Origin of the sequence: Sphingomonas donggukensis (assembly GCF_023674425.1) — a bacterium.
GTDB lineage: Bacteria > Pseudomonadota > Alphaproteobacteria > Sphingomonadales > Sphingomonadaceae > Sphingomonas > Sphingomonas donggukensis.
This window is the reverse complement of sequence record NZ_CP098401.1, coordinates 519,901-536,526: the sequence shown is the minus strand read 5'-3', so window position 1 is coordinate 536,526 and position 16,626 is coordinate 519,901. Positions and strand designations below refer to the sequence as shown.

Annotated in this window: 26 protein-coding genes; all 26 read right to left on the bottom strand. The window is 64.9% G+C overall.

Annotated features, from left to right (window positions below; all coding sequences use genetic code 11):
- Positions 1-35 precede the first annotated feature (35 nt).
- The 26 genes from M9980_RS02650 to rpsG all read right to left on the bottom strand — a co-directional run bounded on the left by M9980_RS02650 (position 36) and on the right by rpsG (position 16,574).
- A complete protein-coding gene (locus tag M9980_RS02650) occupies positions 36-689 on the bottom strand; it encodes an adenylate kinase (RefSeq protein ID WP_250753053.1) in 654 nt (217 codons plus the stop codon).
- Between the two features lie 40 nt (positions 690-729).
- Positions 730-2,094, bottom strand: a complete 1,365-nt coding sequence (gene secY, locus M9980_RS02645; protein ID WP_250753051.1) for a preprotein translocase subunit SecY — start codon at positions 2,092-2,094, stop codon at positions 730-732.
- A gap of 229 nt (positions 2,095-2,323) precedes the next feature.
- Complete coding sequence (gene rplO, locus M9980_RS02640) at positions 2,324-2,866, bottom strand: 50S ribosomal protein L15 (protein WP_250753050.1); 543 nt, start codon at positions 2,864-2,866, stop codon at positions 2,324-2,326.
- Positions 2,867-2,960: 94 nt separating this feature from the next.
- On the bottom strand, positions 2,961-3,140 hold the full coding sequence (gene rpmD, locus M9980_RS02635) for a 50S ribosomal protein L30 (protein ID WP_250753048.1): 180 nt from the start codon (positions 3,138-3,140) through the stop codon (positions 2,961-2,963).
- 5 nt (positions 3,141-3,145) lie between these two features.
- Positions 3,146-3,904, bottom strand: coding sequence for a 30S ribosomal protein S5 (gene rpsE, locus M9980_RS02630; RefSeq protein WP_250753046.1), 759 nt, complete (start codon positions 3,902-3,904; stop codon positions 3,146-3,148).
- A 1-nt stretch (position 3,905) separates the two neighbouring features.
- Positions 3,906-4,262, bottom strand: a complete 357-nt coding sequence (gene rplR / locus M9980_RS02625; RefSeq protein WP_250753043.1) for a 50S ribosomal protein L18 — start codon at positions 4,260-4,262, stop codon at positions 3,906-3,908.
- Positions 4,262-4,795 (bottom strand): 50S ribosomal protein L6, encoded by a 534-nt coding sequence (gene rplF / locus M9980_RS02620; RefSeq protein ID WP_250753041.1) that lies wholly within the window; start codon positions 4,793-4,795, stop codon positions 4,262-4,264. The genes rplR and rplF overlap by 1 nt, the downstream gene beginning before the upstream one ends.
- Positions 4,795-5,190, bottom strand: a complete 396-nt coding sequence (gene rpsH, locus M9980_RS02615; protein WP_250753039.1) for a 30S ribosomal protein S8 — start codon at positions 5,188-5,190, stop codon at positions 4,795-4,797. Before rpsH ends, rplF begins: the two co-directional genes overlap by 1 nt.
- A gap of 12 nt (positions 5,191-5,202) precedes the next feature.
- Complete coding sequence (gene rpsN, locus M9980_RS02610) at positions 5,203-5,508, bottom strand: 30S ribosomal protein S14 (RefSeq protein WP_250753037.1); 306 nt, start codon at positions 5,506-5,508, stop codon at positions 5,203-5,205.
- Positions 5,509-5,529: 21 nt separating this feature from the next.
- Entirely contained in the window at positions 5,530-6,111 is a 582-nt protein-coding gene (rplE, locus tag M9980_RS02605; protein ID WP_250753035.1) for a 50S ribosomal protein L5, read from the bottom strand.
- Complete coding sequence (gene rplX, locus M9980_RS02600; RefSeq protein ID WP_250753033.1) at positions 6,104-6,421, bottom strand: 50S ribosomal protein L24; 318 nt, start codon at positions 6,419-6,421, stop codon at positions 6,104-6,106. Before rplX ends, rplE begins: the two co-directional genes overlap by 8 nt.
- Entirely contained in the window at positions 6,421-6,789 is a 369-nt protein-coding gene (rplN, locus tag M9980_RS02595; RefSeq protein WP_250753031.1) for a 50S ribosomal protein L14, read from the bottom strand. The genes rplX and rplN overlap by 1 nt, the downstream gene beginning before the upstream one ends.
- 99 nt (positions 6,790-6,888) lie before the next feature.
- A complete protein-coding gene (gene rpsQ / locus M9980_RS02590; protein WP_250753029.1) occupies positions 6,889-7,167 on the bottom strand; it encodes a 30S ribosomal protein S17 in 279 nt (92 codons plus the stop codon).
- Positions 7,168-7,179: 12 nt separating this feature from the next.
- On the bottom strand, positions 7,180-7,383 hold the full coding sequence (gene rpmC / locus M9980_RS02585) for a 50S ribosomal protein L29 (RefSeq protein ID WP_250753027.1): 204 nt from the start codon (positions 7,381-7,383) through the stop codon (positions 7,180-7,182).
- A 4-nt stretch (positions 7,384-7,387) separates the two neighbouring features.
- A complete protein-coding gene (gene rplP / locus M9980_RS02580) occupies positions 7,388-7,819 on the bottom strand; it encodes a 50S ribosomal protein L16 (RefSeq protein ID WP_250753024.1) in 432 nt (143 codons plus the stop codon).
- Between the two features lie 2 nt (positions 7,820-7,821).
- Positions 7,822-8,532: a 30S ribosomal protein S3 gene (rpsC, locus tag M9980_RS02575; RefSeq protein ID WP_250753021.1), complete on the bottom strand. Its 711-nt coding sequence runs from the start codon at positions 8,530-8,532 to the stop codon at positions 7,822-7,824.
- A complete protein-coding gene (rplV, locus tag M9980_RS02570; protein WP_250753018.1) occupies positions 8,532-8,909 on the bottom strand; it encodes a 50S ribosomal protein L22 in 378 nt (125 codons plus the stop codon). Before rplV ends, rpsC begins: the two co-directional genes overlap by 1 nt.
- Positions 8,909-9,187: a 30S ribosomal protein S19 gene (rpsS, locus tag M9980_RS02565; RefSeq protein ID WP_250753015.1), complete on the bottom strand. Its 279-nt coding sequence runs from the start codon at positions 9,185-9,187 to the stop codon at positions 8,909-8,911. Before rpsS ends, rplV begins: the two co-directional genes overlap by 1 nt.
- Complete coding sequence (gene rplB, locus M9980_RS02560) at positions 9,187-10,032, bottom strand: 50S ribosomal protein L2 (RefSeq protein WP_250753012.1); 846 nt, start codon at positions 10,030-10,032, stop codon at positions 9,187-9,189. Before rplB ends, rpsS begins: the two co-directional genes overlap by 1 nt.
- 2 nt (positions 10,033-10,034) lie before the next feature.
- Positions 10,035-10,352, bottom strand: a complete 318-nt coding sequence (locus tag M9980_RS02555; protein ID WP_250753009.1) for a 50S ribosomal protein L23 — start codon at positions 10,350-10,352, stop codon at positions 10,035-10,037.
- Positions 10,345-10,974: a 50S ribosomal protein L4 gene (gene rplD / locus M9980_RS02550; protein WP_250753006.1), complete on the bottom strand. Its 630-nt coding sequence runs from the start codon at positions 10,972-10,974 to the stop codon at positions 10,345-10,347. Before rplD ends, M9980_RS02555 begins: the two co-directional genes overlap by 8 nt.
- A 2-nt stretch (positions 10,975-10,976) precedes the next feature.
- Positions 10,977-11,729, bottom strand: a complete 753-nt coding sequence (gene rplC, locus M9980_RS02545; RefSeq protein WP_250755034.1) for a 50S ribosomal protein L3 — start codon at positions 11,727-11,729, stop codon at positions 10,977-10,979.
- A gap of 330 nt (positions 11,730-12,059) precedes the next feature.
- A complete protein-coding gene (rpsJ, locus tag M9980_RS02540; protein ID WP_097064463.1) occupies positions 12,060-12,371 on the bottom strand; it encodes a 30S ribosomal protein S10 in 312 nt (103 codons plus the stop codon).
- A 153-nt stretch (positions 12,372-12,524) separates the two neighbouring features.
- Positions 12,525-13,721 (bottom strand): elongation factor Tu, encoded by a 1,197-nt coding sequence (gene tuf, locus M9980_RS02535; RefSeq protein WP_250753004.1) that lies wholly within the window; start codon positions 13,719-13,721, stop codon positions 12,525-12,527.
- Between the two features lie 208 nt (positions 13,722-13,929).
- Positions 13,930-16,023 carry an elongation factor G gene (gene fusA / locus M9980_RS02530; RefSeq protein ID WP_250753002.1) on the bottom strand — a complete coding sequence of 698 codons (2,094 nt, stop codon included), beginning with the start codon at positions 16,021-16,023 and terminating at the stop codon, positions 13,930-13,932.
- Between the two features lie 80 nt (positions 16,024-16,103).
- On the bottom strand, positions 16,104-16,574 hold the full coding sequence (rpsG, locus tag M9980_RS02525; protein WP_250753000.1) for a 30S ribosomal protein S7: 471 nt from the start codon (positions 16,572-16,574) through the stop codon (positions 16,104-16,106).
- Between the last annotated feature and the right edge of the window lie 52 nt (positions 16,575-16,626).

Sequence of the window (16,626 nt, the reverse complement as noted above, 5' to 3'; positions counted from 1 at the left end):
CCCGCGCGCCGTTCAGCCGGCAACCGCGCGCATCGTCAGGCGACGCCGGCCAGCACCGCCTCGATCGCCGCGGTCACATGCGCGATGTCGGCCATGCCGTCGACGCGGTGGACGATGCCGCGGGCTTCGTAGATCGGCAGGATCGGCGCGGTCTTGGCCCGATACTCGGCCATCCGCGTGCGCACCGTCTCGGCATTGTCGTCGGGGCGGCGCTTGAAGTCGGTCGATCCACAGACGTCGCAGACGCCCTCGACCGCGGGCTGCTTGTAGCGGTCGTGATAGCCCGCGCCGCACTTCGCGCAGGTGAAGCGCCCGGTGATCCGATCGACCAGCGCCTCTTCGTCCACCGCCAGCTCGATCACCGCGTCGAGCGTGCGCCCGCGCTCCGAGAGCAGCAAGTCTAGTGCGTCGGCCTGCGCCGCGGTGCGCGGATAGCCGTCGAAGATCGCGCCCGACGTGGTATCGGCCATGTCGAGCCGCTCGCCAATCAGCGCCGAGACGATCGCGTCGGAGACGAGCTCGCCCGCCTCCATCACCGCCTTTGCCTTCAGCCCGACCGGCGTACCCGCCTTCACCGCAGCGCGCAGCATGTCGCCGGTGGACAGCTGCACCATGCCGCGATCCGCCTCCAGACGGCTGGCCTGGGTACCCTTGCCGGCACCCGGAGGGCCAAGGAGGATGATGTTCACGTCGCGGCGCTCCCCAAAGTCGCAGTCACAGTCGAGTGGCTTAGCGGAGACGTCCGCCCTTCAGCTTCGCCTTCTTGATGAGGTCGCCGTACTGGTGCGCCAGCAGGTGCGACTGGATCTGCGTTACCGTATCCATCGTGACATTGACCACGATCAAAAGGCTAGTCCCACCAAGGTAGAACGGGATCGACAACGCCGAGACCAGATACTCGGGCAGCAGGCAGATCACAGTCAGATACGCCGCACCGATGACGGTGATGCGCGTCAGCACGTAATCGAAATACGCCTCGGTGTTCTTGCCCGGGCGGATGCCGGGGATGAACCCGCCGTACCGCTTCAGATTGTCCGCCGTCTCCTCCGGGTTGAACACGACCGCGGTGTAGAAGAAGCAGAAGAAGATGATGCCGAGGCCGTAGAGCGCCATGTACACGGGCGAGCCGTGCTGGAGATACTGGTTGAGGCTGATGACGAAATCGCCCCACTTGCTCTCCCCCGCCGCGGCTTGCCCTGCGAACTGGGTGATCGTCAGCGGCAGCAGCAGCAGCGACGAGGCGAAGATCGGCGGGATGACGCCGGCGGTGTTCAGCTTCAGCGGCAGGTGGCTGCGCTCGGCCTGGACGCCGCGCGCTGTCTGGCGCTTGGGATATTGGATCAGGATGCGGCGCTGGGCGCGCTCCATGAAGCAGATCAGCAGGATCAGGCCGACGACCGCGACGATGATACCGATCAGCGTGCCCGCACCCATCGTGCCGGTGCGCCCGCCTTCGAACAGCTGCACCAGCGTCTTGGGCAGATGCGCCACGATGCCCGCCATGATGATCAGCGAAATGCCGTTGCCGATGCCGCGGCTGGTGATCTGCTCGCCGATCCACATCAGGAACATCGTGCCGCCGATCAGCGAGACGACCGCGGCGACGCGGAACGCCATGCCGGGCTCGATCACCGCCTGCACGCCTTGGCTCGCGCCGAAGGCCTCGAGCCCGACGGCGATGAACCAGCCCTGGATCGCGGTCAGCGCGACCGTGCCGTAACGGGTATACTGGTTGAGCTTCTTGCGCCCGCTCTCACCTTCCTTCTTGATCGCGGCGAGCTGCGGCGACAGCGAGGTTGCGAGCTGTACCACGATCGAGGCGGTGATATAGGGCATCACGCCCAGCGCGATCAGCGACATGCGCGTCAGCGCGCCGCCCGAGAAGGTGTTGAAGAAATCGAGGACGCCGCCTTGCGTCTGGTTGGCCAGCAGGCCGAGCGCGGTCGGATCGACCCCCGGCAGCGGCACATAGCTCAGCAGGCGGAACACGATGAGCGCCCCGAGCGTGAACCAGAGGCGCTTTTTGAGATCGGTCGCCTGACCGAATTTCGACAGGTTCAGGCCGGAGGCCATGTTGTCGGCTGCGGATGCCATGATGTGATTCGTATCCCGGTAACTGGCGGGATCACCCGCCCCCGCCGCTCATATAGGGGGCCGGAGCGGCTTGTCTAACCTGATGCGGTGTGCCCCGTGTATACAATCCGTTCGTTTCGAGTAGCCGTCGAGCTTGTCGAGACGGCGTATCGAGAAATTTCTCGATACGGGCTCTCGACGGGGCTCGATCCCTACTTGAAACGAACGGCTTAGGAAGCAGCCGACTGCCTCAGTTCTTGAACGACGCCTTCTTCTCCGCCTTCGCCTTCTGGACGACGCGGTGCTTGGCCTTCGCCTTCTCGGCGGCGGGGACGATCTCCGGGATCGTCAGCGTGCCGCCCAGCTTCTCGAACACGTCGCGCGCGCCCTTCGACGCACCGGCGACGGTCATCGTCAGCTTCGCGGTCAGCTCGCCCTTCGCCAGCAGGCGAACGCCGTCCTTGCCGCCACGCGCCAGGCCAGCGGCCTTCAGCGTGTCATGATCGACCGGCTTGCTCGCGTCGATGGTACCGGCGTCGATCGCCTTCTGGATCGCGCCCAGGTTCACCTCGGCATAATCCTTGGCGTGGATGTTGTTGAAGCCGCGCTTCGGGATCCGCATGTGGAGCGGCATCTGGCCGCCCTCGAAGCCGTTGATCGAGACACCCTCGCGGCTCGACTGACCCTTCTGGCCGCGGCCCGAAGTCTTGCCCTTACCGGAACCGATACCACGGCCGACCCGCATCCTGCGGTGACGGGCGCCTTCGTTGTCGCGGAGATCGTTCAGTTTCATGGGTAGGCACTCGCTTTCGCTATGTTCGCGCTGATTAATGAAGAAGGGGGCCGTTAGCCCCCTTCCCCGCATTTGTCACGTGGCAGCAGGGCGTTCAGCCCTCGACCACTTCCACCATGTGCGGCAGCTTGCGGATCATGCCCCGGACTTCGGGGGTATCCTCAAGCTCCGAAACCCGGTGCATCTTGTTGAGGCCCAGGCCGATCAGCGTCGCGCGCTGATCCTTGGTGCGGCGGATCGGCGAGCCGATCTGCTTGATCTTGATGGTTGCCATCTGTCTTACTCCGCGATCGCTGCGGCATCGGCCTCGGCGGTCTGCGAACCACCACGGCCGAGCAGGTCGGCGATCTTCTTGCCGCGACGCTGCGCGACCGACTTGGGGCTGGTCTGCTCGGTCAGAGCCTCGAACGTAGCCCGGATCATGTTGTACGGGTTCGACGTGCCGACCGACTTCGTCACGACGTCATGGACACCGAGCGATTCGAAGATGGCGCGCATCGGACCGCCGGCGATGATGCCGGTACCGGCAGGCGCCGTCCGGATCGTCACGCGACCGGCACCGAAGTGACCGTTGCCGTCATGATGCAGCGTGCGACCGTCCTTCAGCGGCACGCGGACCATCGCCTTCTTCGCGGCAGCCGTCGCCTTCGAGATGGCTTCCGGCACTTCGCGCGCCTTGCCATGACCGAAGCCGACACGGCCCTTGCCGTCGCCCACGACGACCAGCGCCGCGAAACCGAAGCGCTTGCCGCCCTTCACCGTCTTCGAGACGCGGTTGATGTGGACCAGCTTCTCGATCAGCTCTTCGCCGCCATCGTCGGCGCCGCGCGGGCCGCCACGGTTGTCGCGACCGCGGCCGCCGTCACGACCGCCGCGATTGCCGCCGGGGCCACCCGGGCCACGACCGCGACCACCGCCGCCGCCGGGACCGCCGCGACCGCGACCACCGCCGGCATAGCCGCCGGACTGCGGAGCGTCGTTGGTCGGAGCCGAAGCCTCTGCCGGTGCGCCGGCGGGCGTGTTGTTCTCGTCGGCCATCTTAGAACTCCAATCCGCTCTCGCGCGCGGCATCCGCCAGCGCCTTGACGCGACCGTGATACAGGAAGCCACCGCGGTCGAAGACGACCTGGGTGACGCCCGCGGCCTTCGCCGCCTCGGCCACGCGCTGACCGACGGCCTTGGCGGCGTCGATCGTCGCACCGGTCTTGCCGGCGTTGTCCTTGCCCAGCGTCGATGCGGCGGCGAGGGTCTTGCCCTCGGCGTCGTCGATGACCTGTGCGTAGATGTGCTTGCCCGAACGATGGATCGACAGGCGCGGACGAGTGCCGGCACGCGCACGCAGCGTGGTCCGGTTGCGGCGGCGCCGCTTCTCGAAGAGGGAGAGACCCTTGGTCATTACTTCTTCTTCCCTTCCTTGCGGAAGATATACTCGCCGTCGTACTTGATGCCCTTGCCCTTGTACGGCTCGGGCTTACGCCAGCGACGGATTTCCGCGGCAAACTGGCCGACCGCCTGCTTGTCGTTGCCCGAGATCTCGACCGTGGTCTGATCGGGGGTCTTCACCTCGACGCCTTCCGGCACCTCGAGGTCGACATCATGCGAATAGCCCAGCTGCAGCTTCAGCTTGCGACCGTTGGCCGACGCGCGATAACCGACGCCGGTGATGAGCAGCTTCTTCGAGAAGCCCTCGGTCACGCCGGTCACCAGGTTCTGCACCAGCGTACGCTGCATGCCCCAGAAGGCCCGCGCCTGCTTGGTTGCGTTGGCCGGCTGCACCGAAATGCTGCCGTCCTCGATCGCGTAGCTGATCTCGTCGCGCATCGCGAGCGTCAGGGTGCCCTTCGGGCCCTTCACGTTCAGCGTCTTGCCGTCGATAGAGGCGCTGACGCCTGCCGGTACCGAAACCGGCTTCTTGCCGATGCGGCTCATCAGAACACCTCCGCCAGCACTTCGCCACCGACGTTCTGCTCTCGCGCTTCCGCGTCGGACAGGACACCGCGGGGCGTCGAGACGATCGTGATGCCAAGGCCGTTGCGAATCCGCGGCAGCTCCTGGCTGCCCGAATAGACGCGGCGACCCGGCTTCGAGATGCGCGCGACGTGCTTGATCGCCGGCTGGCCCTCGAAATACTTCAGCTCGATGCGGATGCCGGCCGCGGGGCCCATCTGCTCTTCGCTGTAGCCACGGATATAGCCCTCGCGCTGAAGCACGTCGAGCACACGGGTCCGCAGCTTGCTGCCCGGCGTCAGGACACTGTCCTTGCGCGCGCGCTGGCCGTTGCGGATGCGGGTGAGCATGTCACCCAGGGGATCGGTCAATGCCATGTCGTCAGACCCTTACCAGCTCGACTTCGTGAGACCGGGGATCAGGCCCTTGTTGGCCAGATCGCGCAGCATCACGCGTGCGAGACGGAACTTGCGGTAATACGCGCGCGGACGGCCGGTCAGCTCGCAGCGGTTGCGGATGCGCGTCGGGTTCCCGTTGCGGGGAATCTCGGCCATCTTCAACCGCGCCATCAGTCGCTCGGACTCGTCCAGGGACTCGTCGTTGGCCTGCGCCTTGAGCTTCGCATATTTGCCGGCGTACTTCTTCACCAGCTGCTTGCGACGCTCGTTCTTGTTGATCGAACTCAGTTTCGCCATCGGACTTAAGCTCTCTTTCGCTTACGCTGCCTGGGCCTGCTCACCGGTCATGCCGATGAACGGGAAGCCGAAGAGACGGAGAAGCTCGCGAGCTTCTTCATCGGTCTTGGCGGTGGTGGTGACGATGATGTCCATGCCGCGCACCTTGTCGATGCTGTCATAGCTGATCTCCGGGAACACGAGCTGTTCCTTCAGACCCATCGCATAATTGCCGCGGCCGTCGAACGACTTGGGGTTCAGGCCACGGAAGTCGCGGACGCGCGGCAGCGCGATCGTGACGAGGCGGTCGAGGAACTCGTACATGCGCTCGCGACGAAGGGTCACCTTCGCACCGATCGGCATGCCTTCACGCAGCTTGAACTGCGCGATCGACTTCTTCGCCTTGGTCACGACCGGCTTCTGGCCGGCGATCTTCTGCATCTCGGCAGCGGCCTGCTCGACCTTCTTCTTATCCTGGGTCGCTTCACCGACGCCCATGTTGATGACGATCTTGTCGAGCTTCGGAACTTCCATAACGTTCTTGTAGCCGAACTTCTCGGTCATCGCCTTGGCGATGCTGTCGTCGTACTGCTTGCGCAGACGCGGCGTGTACTTGTCAGCCACTGATGGCCTCCCCGGTCTTGACGGCCACACGGACCTTCTTGCCGTCCTTGGTCTCGAAACGGACGCGGGTCGGCTTGCCGTCCGCGGTCACGTGGGCGACCTTGGACACGTGCATCGGCGCTTCCGAACGCTTCAGGCCACCCTGCGGGTCGCCCTGCGACGGCTTGGTGTGACGCACGGCGATGTTCACGCCCGACACCACGACCTTGCCGTCCTTCGGCATCGACGCGGTGACTTCGCCGGTCTTGCCCTTGTCCTTGCCGGACAGGACGATGACCTTGTCACCCTTCTTGATACGAGCGGCGGCCATTACAGCACCTCCGGCGCAAGGCTGATGATCTTCATATACCCCTTCGAGCGCAGCTCGCGGACCACTGGGCCGAAGATACGGGTGCCGATCGGCTCCTCGTTCTTGTTGACCAGCACCGCGGCGTTGCCGTCGAAGCGGATGACCGAGCCATCGGCGCGGCGGATGTCCTTGGCGGTGCGAACGATGACGGCACGGTGCACGTCACCCTTCTTCACACGGCCCCTAGGCACTGCTTCCTTGACGCTGACGACGATGACGTCGCCCACGCCGGCCACGCGGCGCTTCGAGCCGCCCAGCACCTTGATGCACTGCACCCGCTTCGCGCCGCTGTTGTCAGCGACGTCGAGATTGGACTGCATCTGGATCATCGATCCGTATCCTTCTCATCTGGCCTGCCGGGACCAGAACGATTCTGGCCAGGTGGTTCCATCCAAAACATCGGCTCCGTGCGGGGAGCCGAAACTGACTTAGGCCGAGGCTTCCGCCGCGATCATCTCCGGCGTCGCATGGGTATTCACCCGCTCGATCACCTTCCACGTCTTCAGCTTGGACATCGGGGCGGTCTCTTCGATCCGCACCGTCTCGCCGGCCTTGTACTCGTTGCCCTCGTCATGGGCATGATACTTCTTCGAACGGCGGATGATCTTGCCGTAGAGCGGGTGCTTCACCTTGCGCTCGACGTTCACCACCACCGTCTTGTCGGTCTTGTCCGAGACGATCACCCCGGTCAGCACGCGCTTCGGCATGTCTCTCGTCCTTTACTTGGCAGCCGAGCGCGAACGCTCGGACTGCAACGTCTTGATACGGGCGATATCCTTGCGGACCTCGCGCACCCGGCTCGGCTTCTCGAGCTGGCTGGTCGCGGCCTGGAAACGCAGGTTGAACGCCTCGCGCTTCAGGTTGCCGAGCTCTTCGCCCAGCTGGTCGTCGGTCTTCGCGCGGAAGTCGGTTGCCTTAGCCATTATCTCAACCCTCCAGGTGCGACGTATCGCCGAGGCGCGCCACGACCTTGACCTTGATCGGCAGCTTCATCGCGGCGCGGCTGAACGCCTCCGCGGCGAGCGGCCCCTCGACACCGTCGAGCTCGAACAGGATGCGGCCCGGCTTCACGCGTGCCGCCCAATATTCCGGCGCGCCCTTGCCCGAGCCCATGCGGACTTCGGCCGGCTTCGACGAAACCGCGACGTCCGGGAAGATGCGGATCCACAAACGCCCCTGGCGCTTGATGTGACGCGTGATCGCGCGGCGAGCCGCCTCGATCTGGCGTGCGGTGATCCGCTCCGGCTCCATCGCCTTCAGCCCGTACGAGCCGAAGTTCAGCGTCGTCCCGCCCTTGGCATCACCGTGGATGCGGCCCTTGAACTGCTTGCGGAACTTGGTCTTCTTCGGTTGCAGCATGATTAGTTCCTGCGATCATCGCGCGCCGGGCGCACGCCGGAGGTCTGTGCCTCCATCATCAGCCGGTCCTGCGCCATCGGGTCGTGGCCAAGGATCTCGCCCTTGAACACCCAGACCTTCACGCCGCACACGCCGTAGGCGGTGTGGGCCTGCGCCTCGGCATAGTCGAGGTTCGCGCGCAGCGTGTGCAGCGGCACACGACCCTCGCGGTAGCTCTCCGAACGCGCGATCTCGGCGCCGCCGAGACGACCGCCGCAAGCGACGCGGATGCCGTCGGCACCCAGGCGCATCGCCGACTGCACCGCGCGCTTCATGGCACGGCGGAAGGCTATACGACGCTCGAGCTGGTCGGCAATACCCTGCGCGATCAGCTTGGCATCGATCTCGGGCTTGCGGATCTCGACGATGTTCAGCGACACTTCCGACGAGGTCATCTTGCCGAGCGTCTTGCGCAGCTTCTCGATGTCGGTGCCCTTCTTGCCGATGATGACACCGGGGCGGGCCGCGTAGATCGAGATGCGCGCCAGCTTCGCCGGACGCTCGATGACCACCTTCGAGATCGCGGCCTGGGGCAGCGTCTTCAGGATGTACTGGCGGATCTTCAGATCTTCCAGCAGCAGGCGACCATAGTCCGCACCCTCGGCGAACCAGCGGCTGTCCCACGTGCGGTTGATCTGCAGGCGGAGACCGATGGGGTTGCTCTTGTGACCCATTATGCTTCTTCCTGCTCGCGCACGACGATGCGCAGACGGCTGTAGGGCTTCAGGATGCGGGTGGACTTGCCACGGCCGCGGGTCGCGAAACGCTTCATGGTGATCGACTTGCCGACCGACGCCTCGGCGACGACGAGCGCGTCGACGTCGAGGTTGTGGTTGTTCTCGGCATTGGCGATCGCCGAGGCGAGCACCTTGCGGGCGTCGACCGCCATCGCCTTCTTGGAGAAAGCGAGGATGTTGAGCGCCTTGCCCACCGGCTGGTTGCGGATCAGCGCGGCGACCAGGTTCAGCTTCTGGGCCGAACCACGGATCTGCGTGCCGACCGACAGCGCTTCCTTCTCGCCCACGCGGCGCGGAGCTGCTTGCTTAGACATCAGCGCTTGCCCTTCTTGTCAGCGGCGTGACCGGGGAAGAAGCGGGTCGGAGCGAACTCGCCCAGCTTCATGCCGACCATGTCCTCGTTCACCGACACCGGCACGAACTTGCGGCCGTTATAGACGTTGAAGGTCAGGCCGACGAACTGCGGCAGGATCGTCGAGCGACGCGACCAGGTCTTGATCGGGCCGGCACGCGTACCTGCGTCCTGCGCGGTTTCCGCCTTCTTCAGAAGGCTCAGGTCCACGAACGGACCCTTCCAGATCGAGCGAGCCATTACTTCTTCCTCGCGTGGCGGCTGCGGATAATCATCTTGTCCGTCGCCTTGTTGTGACGGGTGCGCGCACCCTTCGTCGGCTTGCCCCACGGGGTGACCGGATGACGGCCGCCCGAGGTCCGGCCTTCACCGCCGCCGTGCGGATGGTCGACCGGGTTCTTGGCGACGCCGCGGGTCAGCGGGCGCTTGCCCAGCCAACGGTTGCGACCGGCCTTGCCCAGGTTGGTGTTCTGGTTGTCGGGGTTCGACACCGCGCCCACGGTCGCCATGCAGTTCGCGTGGATGTACCGCTGCTCGCCCGAGTTCAGGCGAACGATCACCATGCCCTTGTCGCGACCGACGACCTGCACATAGGTGCCTGCCGAGCGCGCGATCTGGCCGCCCTTGCCGGGCTTCATCTCGACGTTGTGGACGATCGTGCCGACCGGCATCGAGCCCAGTTCCATCGCGTTGCCCGGCTTCACGTCGGTCTTCTTGCCCGCGATCACCTTGTCGCCGACGCCCAGGCGCTGCGGCGCGATGATGTAGGCGACGTTCGCCTTGCCATCGGTTTCGCCGTAGTTGACCAGCGCGATGAAGGCGGTGCGGTTGGGATCATATTCGATCCGCTCCACGGTGCCTTCGACGTCCCAGTTGCGACGCTTGAAGTCGATGATGCGGTACCGCTGCTTATGGCCGCCGGCGATGCCGCGCGAGGTCACATGGCCCTTGTTGTTGCGGCCACCCGACTTCGTCTTGCCCTCGGTCAGCGCCTTGACCGGACGACCCTTGTACAGGGTCGAACGGTCGATCAGGATCAGGCCGCGGACGCCAGGCGACGTCGGGTTATAATTCTTGAGTGCCATGATTAGTTGACCCCCTGCGTGACGTCGATCGAGTCGCCGTCCTTCAGCGTGACGATCGCCTTCTTCATGTCAGACCGGCTGTAGGGCGTGCCCTTCCAGCGCTTGGTCTTGCCCTTCTGGACCAGCGTGTTCACGCCGATCACCGAGACATTGAACAGCGCCTCGACAGCGGCCTTGATCTCGGGCTTCGACGCGTCGTTCGACACCTTGAACACAACCGCGTTGTGCTCCGACATCATGGTCGACTTCTCGGTGATGTGGGGAGCCACGATCACGTCGTAATGGCGATTGTCGATCGCCTTCTTCGGAGCCTTAGCCATTGAAGCGCGCCTCCAGCTTCTCGACAGCGGCGCGGGTCAGCACCAGCGTGTCATGCTTCAGGATGTCGTACACATTGGCGCCGGCAGCCGGCAGCACGTTGATCGTGTGCAGGTTGCCCGCGGCCAGTGCGAAGCTCGTGTCGACCATGTCGCCGTCGATGACCAACGCGGTCTTGCCCGTGCCGAGCTTCGCCCAGTCCGCCAGCAGCGTCTTGGTCTTGTTCTCGGCGACGGCCAGGCTGTCCATGACCACCAGCGACCCTGCCTTGGCATGGGTCGACAGCGCCATCTTCAGGCCGAGCGCGCGAATCTTCTTGTTCAGCGACGGGTTGAAGTCGCGAACACGAGCGCCGTGCGCCTTACCACCACCGATGAAGATCGGCGCGCGGCGATCGCCGTGACGAGCGGTACCGCCGCCCTTCTGGCGACCGAACTTCTTGCCCGTGCGGGCGACCTCGGACCGCTCGCGCGTGCCGCGGGCGGTGCCGCGACGCTTCTCGAGCTGCCAGGTGACGACGCGGTGCAGGATGTCGGCGCGCGGCTCGACGCCGAAGATGGCGTCGTTGAGCTCGGCGTCGGCAGCCTTCGCCTTGGCGTCGAAGGATTGAACCTTGACCTTCACGTTCAGCCCTCCTGGCCGTCGGTCGCTTCGGGTGCCTGGGCCTGCTCGGCCGGCGTGTCCGCTGCGGTGTTGCTGTTGGCAGCCTGCTTCAGGCTGGCCGGATACGGGGTGTCGGCATGCGCCGGAACCTTGACCGCGTCCTTGACGATCAGCCAGCCACCCTTCGAGCCGGGCACCGAGCCCTTGACGAAGATCAGGCCGCGCTCGACGTCGGTCGACACGATCTCGAGGTTCTGCTGGGTGCGGTTGCGCGCGCCCATGTGGCCGGCCATCTTCTTGTTCTTGAAGACGCGGCCCGGATCCTGGCGGTTACCGGTCGAACCGTGCGAACGGTGCGAGACCGAGACGCCGTGCGTCGCGCGCAGACCGCCGAAGCCCCAACGCTTCATGGCGCCGGCGAAGCCCTTGCCCTGCGTTACGCCCTGCACGTCGACCAGCTGACCGCTGGCGAAATGGTCGGCCGAAATCTCGGCGCCCACGTCCAGCAGATTGTCGTCGGAAACGCGGAACTCGACCAGCTTGGCCTTGGGCTCCACCTCGGCCTTACCGAACATGCCGCGCTGCGGCTTGGCGACGTTCTTGGCCTTGGCGCTGCCCGCGCCCAGCTGCACCGCGACATAACCGTCACGATCCGATTCCTTGCGTGCGACGACCTGGAGACCATCGAGCTGCAGGACGGTCACGGGCACGTGGCGCCCATCGTCCTGGAACAGCCGGGTCATGCCCAACTTCTTCGCGATCACGCCTGTGCGCATGATGCGTATTCCCTTCCAAACAGAGGCTCCGCGGGTGTCCGGGGAGCGTGCCAACGAAAAGGCCCCCCAGCGTCACCGCCGAAGAGCCAGCCCAATTCCAAGTGCCCCCGTCAGGGCCAATGTTTTCGCTTCGTCATAAAGCGAAAGACGGGGACTCAGGCGCCAGTCAGACTGGCCGGTATCCCTGCTTTCTGCGCGTCGCCGTATCCGGCGACGCAAGCACGGCGAAGAATCAACCCCGCCGGGTGTGGAGCCATTAGGGGAAGCGGGTGCTTCCGTCAACAGCCCCACCGTCGCGCCGGATCATCTCCCGCGCGACGAAAGCGCGCATCACGCGAGCTTGATTTCCACGTCGACGCCGGCGGCCAGGTCGAGCTTCATCAGCGCATCGACCGTGTTGGCGGTCGGCTGCACGATGTCGAGCATGCGCTTGTACGTACGCACCTCGAACTGCTCGCGGCTCTTCTTGTCGATGTGGGGACCACGGTTGACCGTGAACTTCTCGATGCGCGTCGGCAGCGGGATGGGACCACGGATCAGGGCGCCGGTGCGGCGGGCGGTGTCGGCGATCTCTCCGGTGGCGCTGTCGAGCACGCGGTGGTCGAACGCCTTCAGGCGGATGCGGATATTCTGCGTTTCCATGGTCTCACCGATGCGAAAGAGCGGGCCGCCTGGGGGCGGCTCTTGACTGTTGAACTCAAACTGGAGGGCGGCCCTTACAGAGCGCCTCCATAAAAAGCAACCGCCCGACACTCCATTACGGAGTGCCGGGCGGCAGCTCGTCTCAAAAGAGACTTACTTGTCGATCTGGCTGACGACGCCGGCGCCGACGGTGCGGCCACCCTCGCGGATCGTGAAGCGCTGGCCCACGTCCATGGCGATCGGTGCGATCAGCTTGATGCCGAGAGCGACTTCGTCGCCCGGCATGACCATCTCGGTGCCCTCGGGCAGCTCGATCGTGCCGGTCACGTCCGTCGTGCGGAAGTAGAACTGCGGACGATAGTTGGCGAAGAACGGCGTGTGACGGCCACCCTCGTCCTTCGACAGCACGTACACCGACGACTGGAAGTCGGTGTGCGGCTTGATCGAACCCGGCTTCGCGAGCACCTGGCCACGCTCCACTTCGTCACGAGCGACGCCGCGGATCAGCGCGCCGACGTTGTCGCCGGCCTGGCCCTGGTCGAGCAGCTTGCGGAACATTTCGACGCCGGTGACCGTGGTCTTGCGGACTTCCGGGTGGATGCCGACGATCTCGACTTCCTCACCAACCTTGACGATGCCGGTCTCGACGCGACCGGTGACGACCGTGCCGCGACCCGAGATCGAGAACACGTCCTCGATCGGCATCATGAACGGCTTGTCGAGCGGACGCTCGGGCTGCGGGATCGACTCGTCGACGGCGGCCATGAGCGCGAGGACCGCGTCCTTGCCCAGCTTGTCGTCCGAACCCGACAGCGCGGCAGTCGCCGAACCGCGGATGATCGGGATGTTGTCGCCGTCGAACTCACGCTTGCTGAGCTCTTCGCGGATTTCCATCTCGACCAGCTCGAGGATTTCCTCATCGTCGACCAGGTCGACCTTGTTCAGGAAGACGACCATCGTCGGCACGCCGACCTGACGCGCGAGCAGGATGTGCTCCTTGGTCTGCGGCATCGGGCCGTCGGTGGCGGCGACGACCAGGATCGCGCCGTCCATCTGGGCGGCGCCGGTGATCATGTTCTTCACATAGTCGGCGTGGCCGGGGCAATCGACGTGCGCGTAGTGACGCTTGTCGGTCTCGTACTCGACGTGCGCGGTCGAGATCGTGATGCCGCGCTCACGCTCTTCCGGAGCCTTGTCGATGTTGGCGAAATCGACCGCTGCGTTGCCCGCGACGTTCTCTGCCAGCACCTTGGTGATGGCGGCCGTCAGCGAGGTCTTGCCGTGGTCGACGTGACCGATGGTGCCGATGTTGAGATGCGGCTTGTTCCGCTCGAACTTTGCTTTTGCCATGGTTTCCTACCTTCTGGATCAATTTCGCGGCCGGTAAGGGCGCCACGCGAACGCGGCCCCTTAACGGGGGATTCAATTCAACGCCAGCCCCTACCGTGATGGAGAGGCAGACAGCGGAGTAAATCCGCTGTCGTCGGACTGCGGTGCCCGCAGCCGGCCGGCCTCCGCGCGTCCCGGAGCCAGCTTCACTGGTTCCGGGCGCCTCGGCTCAAGCCAATTTGGCCTTCACCTCGTCGGCGACGTTCTGGGGCACTTCGTCATAGTGCGAGAACTGCATGCTGTACTGCGCGCGGCCCTGCGTAAACGAGCGCAGCTGGTTCACGTAACCGAACATGTTGGCCAGCGGCACCATCGCCTCGACCGCCTGCGCGTTGCCGCGGGTGTCGGTGCCCTGGATCTGGCCGCGGCGACTGTTCATGTCGCCGATGACGTCGCCCAGATAATCCTCCGGGGTGACGACCTCGACCTTCATGATCGGCTCGAGCAGCTTGATGCCCGACTTCTGCGCCGCTTCACGCATCGCACCACGCGCGGTGATTTCGAACGCCAGCGCCGACGAGTCGACGTCATGGTAGGCGCCGTCATACAGCACGATCTCGAAATCGATGATCGGGAAGCCGACCAGCGAGCCCGAGGCTGCCGTCTCGCGGAAGCCCTTTTCGATCGCCGGCAGATATTCCTTCGGAATGTTGCCGCCCTTGATCTCGTCCTTGAAGACGATGCCCGAACCGCGCTCGCCCGGCGTCAGCTTTACCTTCACGCGACCGAACTGGCCGGTACCGCCCGACTGCTTCTTGTGCGTGTAGTCGATGTCGACCGGCTTGCCGAGGTACTCGCGGTACGCCACCTGCGGCGCGCCGACGTTCGCCTCGACCTTGAACTCGCGCTTCATGCGATCGACGATGATCTCGAGGTGGAGCTCGCCCATCCCCTTGATGATCGTCTGGCCGCTCTCAGCGTCCGAGGTCACGCGGAACGACGGATCCTCGCGCGCCAGGCGATTGAGCGCGACGCCCATCTTCTCCTGGTCGGCCTTGGTCTTCGGCTCCACCGACAGCTCGATGACGGGCTCGGGGAATTCCATCCGCTCGAGCACGATCGGTGCGGCCGTCGCGCACAGCGTGTCGCCGGTCGTCGTGTCCTTCAGGCCCGCCAGAGCGACGATGTCGCCGGCATAGGCCACCTGGATGTCCTCACGCTCGTTCGCATGCATCAGCAGCATGCGGCCGACCTTTTCCTTCTTGTCCTTCACCGAGTTCAGGACCTGCGACGCCGTCTCGAGCTTGCCCGAATAGATGCGCGCGAAGGTCAGCGTGCCGACGAACGGGTCGTTCATGATCTTGAACGCCAGCGCCGAGAACGGTGCGTCGTCCGACGACGGGCGATCGGCCTCGTCGCCGTTCGGCAGGATGCCCTTGATCGCCGGCACGTCGAGCGGGCTCGGCAGATAGTCGACGACCGCGTCGAGCAGGGGCTGCACGCCCTTGTTCTTGAACGCCGAGCCGCAGACGACCGGCACGAACGCCATGCCCAGCGTCCCCTTGCGGATCAGCGCCTTCAGCGTCTTCGCGTCGGGCTCGTTACCCTCGAGGTACTGCTCCATCGCGTCGTCGTCCTGCTCGACCGCCAGCTCGATCAGCTGGTTGCGATAGTCGGCGGCCTTGTCCTTCAGGTCGTCCGGGATGTCCTGATATTCGAACTTCGCGCCCAGCGACTCTTCGAGCCAGATGATCGCGCGGTTCTCGACCAGGTCGACCAGGCCCTTGAAGCCGCCTTCCATGCCGATCGGGAGATACAGCACGGCCGGCTTCGCACCCAGGCGATCGATGATCGACTGCACGCAGAAATAGAAATCGGCGCCGGTGCGGTCGAGCTTGTTGACGAAGCACATGCGCGGCACGCCGTACTTGTCAGCCTGACGCCACACGGTTTCCGACTGCGGCTCGACGCCCGCAACGCCGTCGAAGCACGCGACCGCGCCGTCGAGCACGCGCAGCGAACGCTCGACTTCGATCGTGAAGTCGACGTGGCCGGGGGTGTCGATGATGTTGATGAGGTGCTCGGGGCCCGCGCCGTCCTCGGCCTTCCACTTGCAGGTGGTCGCAGCCGACGTGATCGTGATCCCGCGCTCCTGCTCCTGCTCCATCCAGTCCATCGTCGCGGTGCCTTCATGCACTTCGCCGATCTTGTAGGACTTGCCGGTGTAATAGAGGATGCGCTCGGTCGTCGTCGTCTTGCCGGCGTCGATGTGCGCCATGATGCCGATATTGCGGTAACGCTCGAGCGGATGGCTGCGGGCCATTGTCATGCTTCCTTGGAAATGTGGGGAGCCGGACGATCCAGCTCCCCACTATATAGTTTCGATTACAGCGACTTGAAGCCTTACCAGCGGTAGTGCGAGAACGCGCGGTTGGCTTCGGCCATGCGGTGCGTGTCTTCGCGCTTCTTCACGGCGTTGCCGCGGTTGTTGGCGGCATCCATCAGCTCGCCCGAGAGGCGTGCCGACATGGTGTGCTCGCTGCGGTTGCGCGCCGCGGTGATGAGCCAGCGGATCGCCAGCGCCTGGGCGCGCTCGGGACGCACCTCGACCGGCACCTGGTAGGTCGCACCGCCGACGCGGCGCGAACGGACCTCGATGCCCGGCTTGATGTTGTTCAGCGCGTCGTGGAACACGCCGATCGGCTCGCGCTTGGCGCGCTGCTCGACGGTTTCCATCGCCGAATAGACGATGCCTTCCGCGACGGACTTCTTGCCGTCCAGCATCACGCTGTTCATGAACTTCGACAGAACCTCATCACCAAACTTGGGATCAGGCAGGATTTCCCGCTTTTCGGGACGACGACGACGAGCCATTTCAAATTCCTTCTAAACTTCAGCCATTCTAAGGATCGGCTAAAAAGCCGAC

Excerpts from the sequence above, each read along its gene's own strand:
- secY (WP_250753051.1), bottom strand. The coding sequence starts at position 2,094 with ATGGCATCCGCAGCCGACAACATGGCCTCCGGCCTGAACCTGTCGAAA.
- rplO (WP_250753050.1), bottom strand. The coding sequence starts at position 2,866 with ATGAAACTGAACGATCTCCGCGACAACGAAGGCGCCCGTCACCGCAGG.
- rpmD (WP_250753048.1), bottom strand. The coding sequence starts at position 3,140 with ATGGCAACCATCAAGATCAAGCAGATCGGCTCGCCGATCCGCCGCACC.
- rpsE (WP_250753046.1), bottom strand. The coding sequence starts at position 3,904 with ATGGCCGACGAGAACAACACGCCCGCCGGCGCACCGGCAGAGGCTTCG.
- rplR (WP_250753043.1), bottom strand. The coding sequence starts at position 4,262 with ATGACCAAGGGTCTCTCCCTCTTCGAGAAGCGGCGCCGCCGCAACCGG.
- rplF (WP_250753041.1), bottom strand. The coding sequence starts at position 4,795 with ATGAGCCGCATCGGCAAGAAGCCGGTTTCGGTACCGGCAGGCGTCAGC.
- rpsH (WP_250753039.1), bottom strand. The coding sequence starts at position 5,190 with ATGGCATTGACCGATCCCCTGGGTGACATGCTCACCCGCATCCGCAAC.
- rpsN (WP_250753037.1), bottom strand. The coding sequence starts at position 5,508 with ATGGCGAAACTGAGTTCGATCAACAAGAACGAGCGTCGCAAGCAGCTG.
- rplX (WP_250753033.1), bottom strand. The coding sequence starts at position 6,421 with ATGGCCGCCGCTCGTATCAAGAAGGGTGACAAGGTCATCGTCCTGTCC.
- rplN (WP_250753031.1), bottom strand. The coding sequence starts at position 6,789 with ATGATCCAGATGCAGTCCAATCTCGACGTCGCTGACAACAGCGGCGCG.
- rpsQ (WP_250753029.1), bottom strand. The coding sequence starts at position 7,167 with ATGCCGAAGCGCGTGCTGACCGGGGTGATCGTCTCGGACAAGACCGAC.
- rpmC (WP_250753027.1), bottom strand. The coding sequence starts at position 7,383 with ATGGCTAAGGCAACCGACTTCCGCGCGAAGACCGACGACCAGCTGGGC.
- rplP (WP_250753024.1), bottom strand. The coding sequence starts at position 7,819 with ATGCTGCAACCGAAGAAGACCAAGTTCCGCAAGCAGTTCAAGGGCCGC.
- rpsC (WP_250753021.1), bottom strand. The coding sequence starts at position 8,532 with ATGGGTCACAAGAGCAACCCCATCGGTCTCCGCCTGCAGATCAACCGC.
- rplV (WP_250753018.1), bottom strand. The coding sequence starts at position 8,909 with ATGTCTAAGCAAGCAGCTCCGCGCCGCGTGGGCGAGAAGGAAGCGCTG.
- rpsS (WP_250753015.1), bottom strand. The coding sequence starts at position 9,187 with ATGGCTCGCTCGATCTGGAAGGGTCCGTTCGTGGACCTGAGCCTTCTG.
- rplB (WP_250753012.1), bottom strand. The coding sequence starts at position 10,032 with ATGGCACTCAAGAATTATAACCCGACGTCGCCTGGCGTCCGCGGCCTG.
- M9980_RS02555 (WP_250753009.1), bottom strand. The coding sequence starts at position 10,352 with ATGGCTAAGGCTCCGAAGAAGGCGATCGACAATCGCCATTACGACGTG.
- rplC (WP_250755034.1), bottom strand. The coding sequence starts at position 11,729 with ATGCGCACAGGCGTGATCGCGAAGAAGTTGGGCATGACCCGGCTGTTC.
- rpsJ (WP_097064463.1), bottom strand. The coding sequence starts at position 12,371 with ATGGAAACGCAGAATATCCGCATCCGCCTGAAGGCGTTCGACCACCGC.
- tuf (WP_250753004.1), bottom strand. The coding sequence starts at position 13,721 with ATGGCAAAAGCAAAGTTCGAGCGGAACAAGCCGCATCTCAACATCGGC.
- fusA (WP_250753002.1), bottom strand. The coding sequence starts at position 16,023 with ATGGCCCGCAGCCATCCGCTCGAGCGTTACCGCAATATCGGCATCATG.
- rpsG (WP_250753000.1), bottom strand. The coding sequence starts at position 16,574 with ATGGCTCGTCGTCGTCGTCCCGAAAAGCGGGAAATCCTGCCTGATCCC.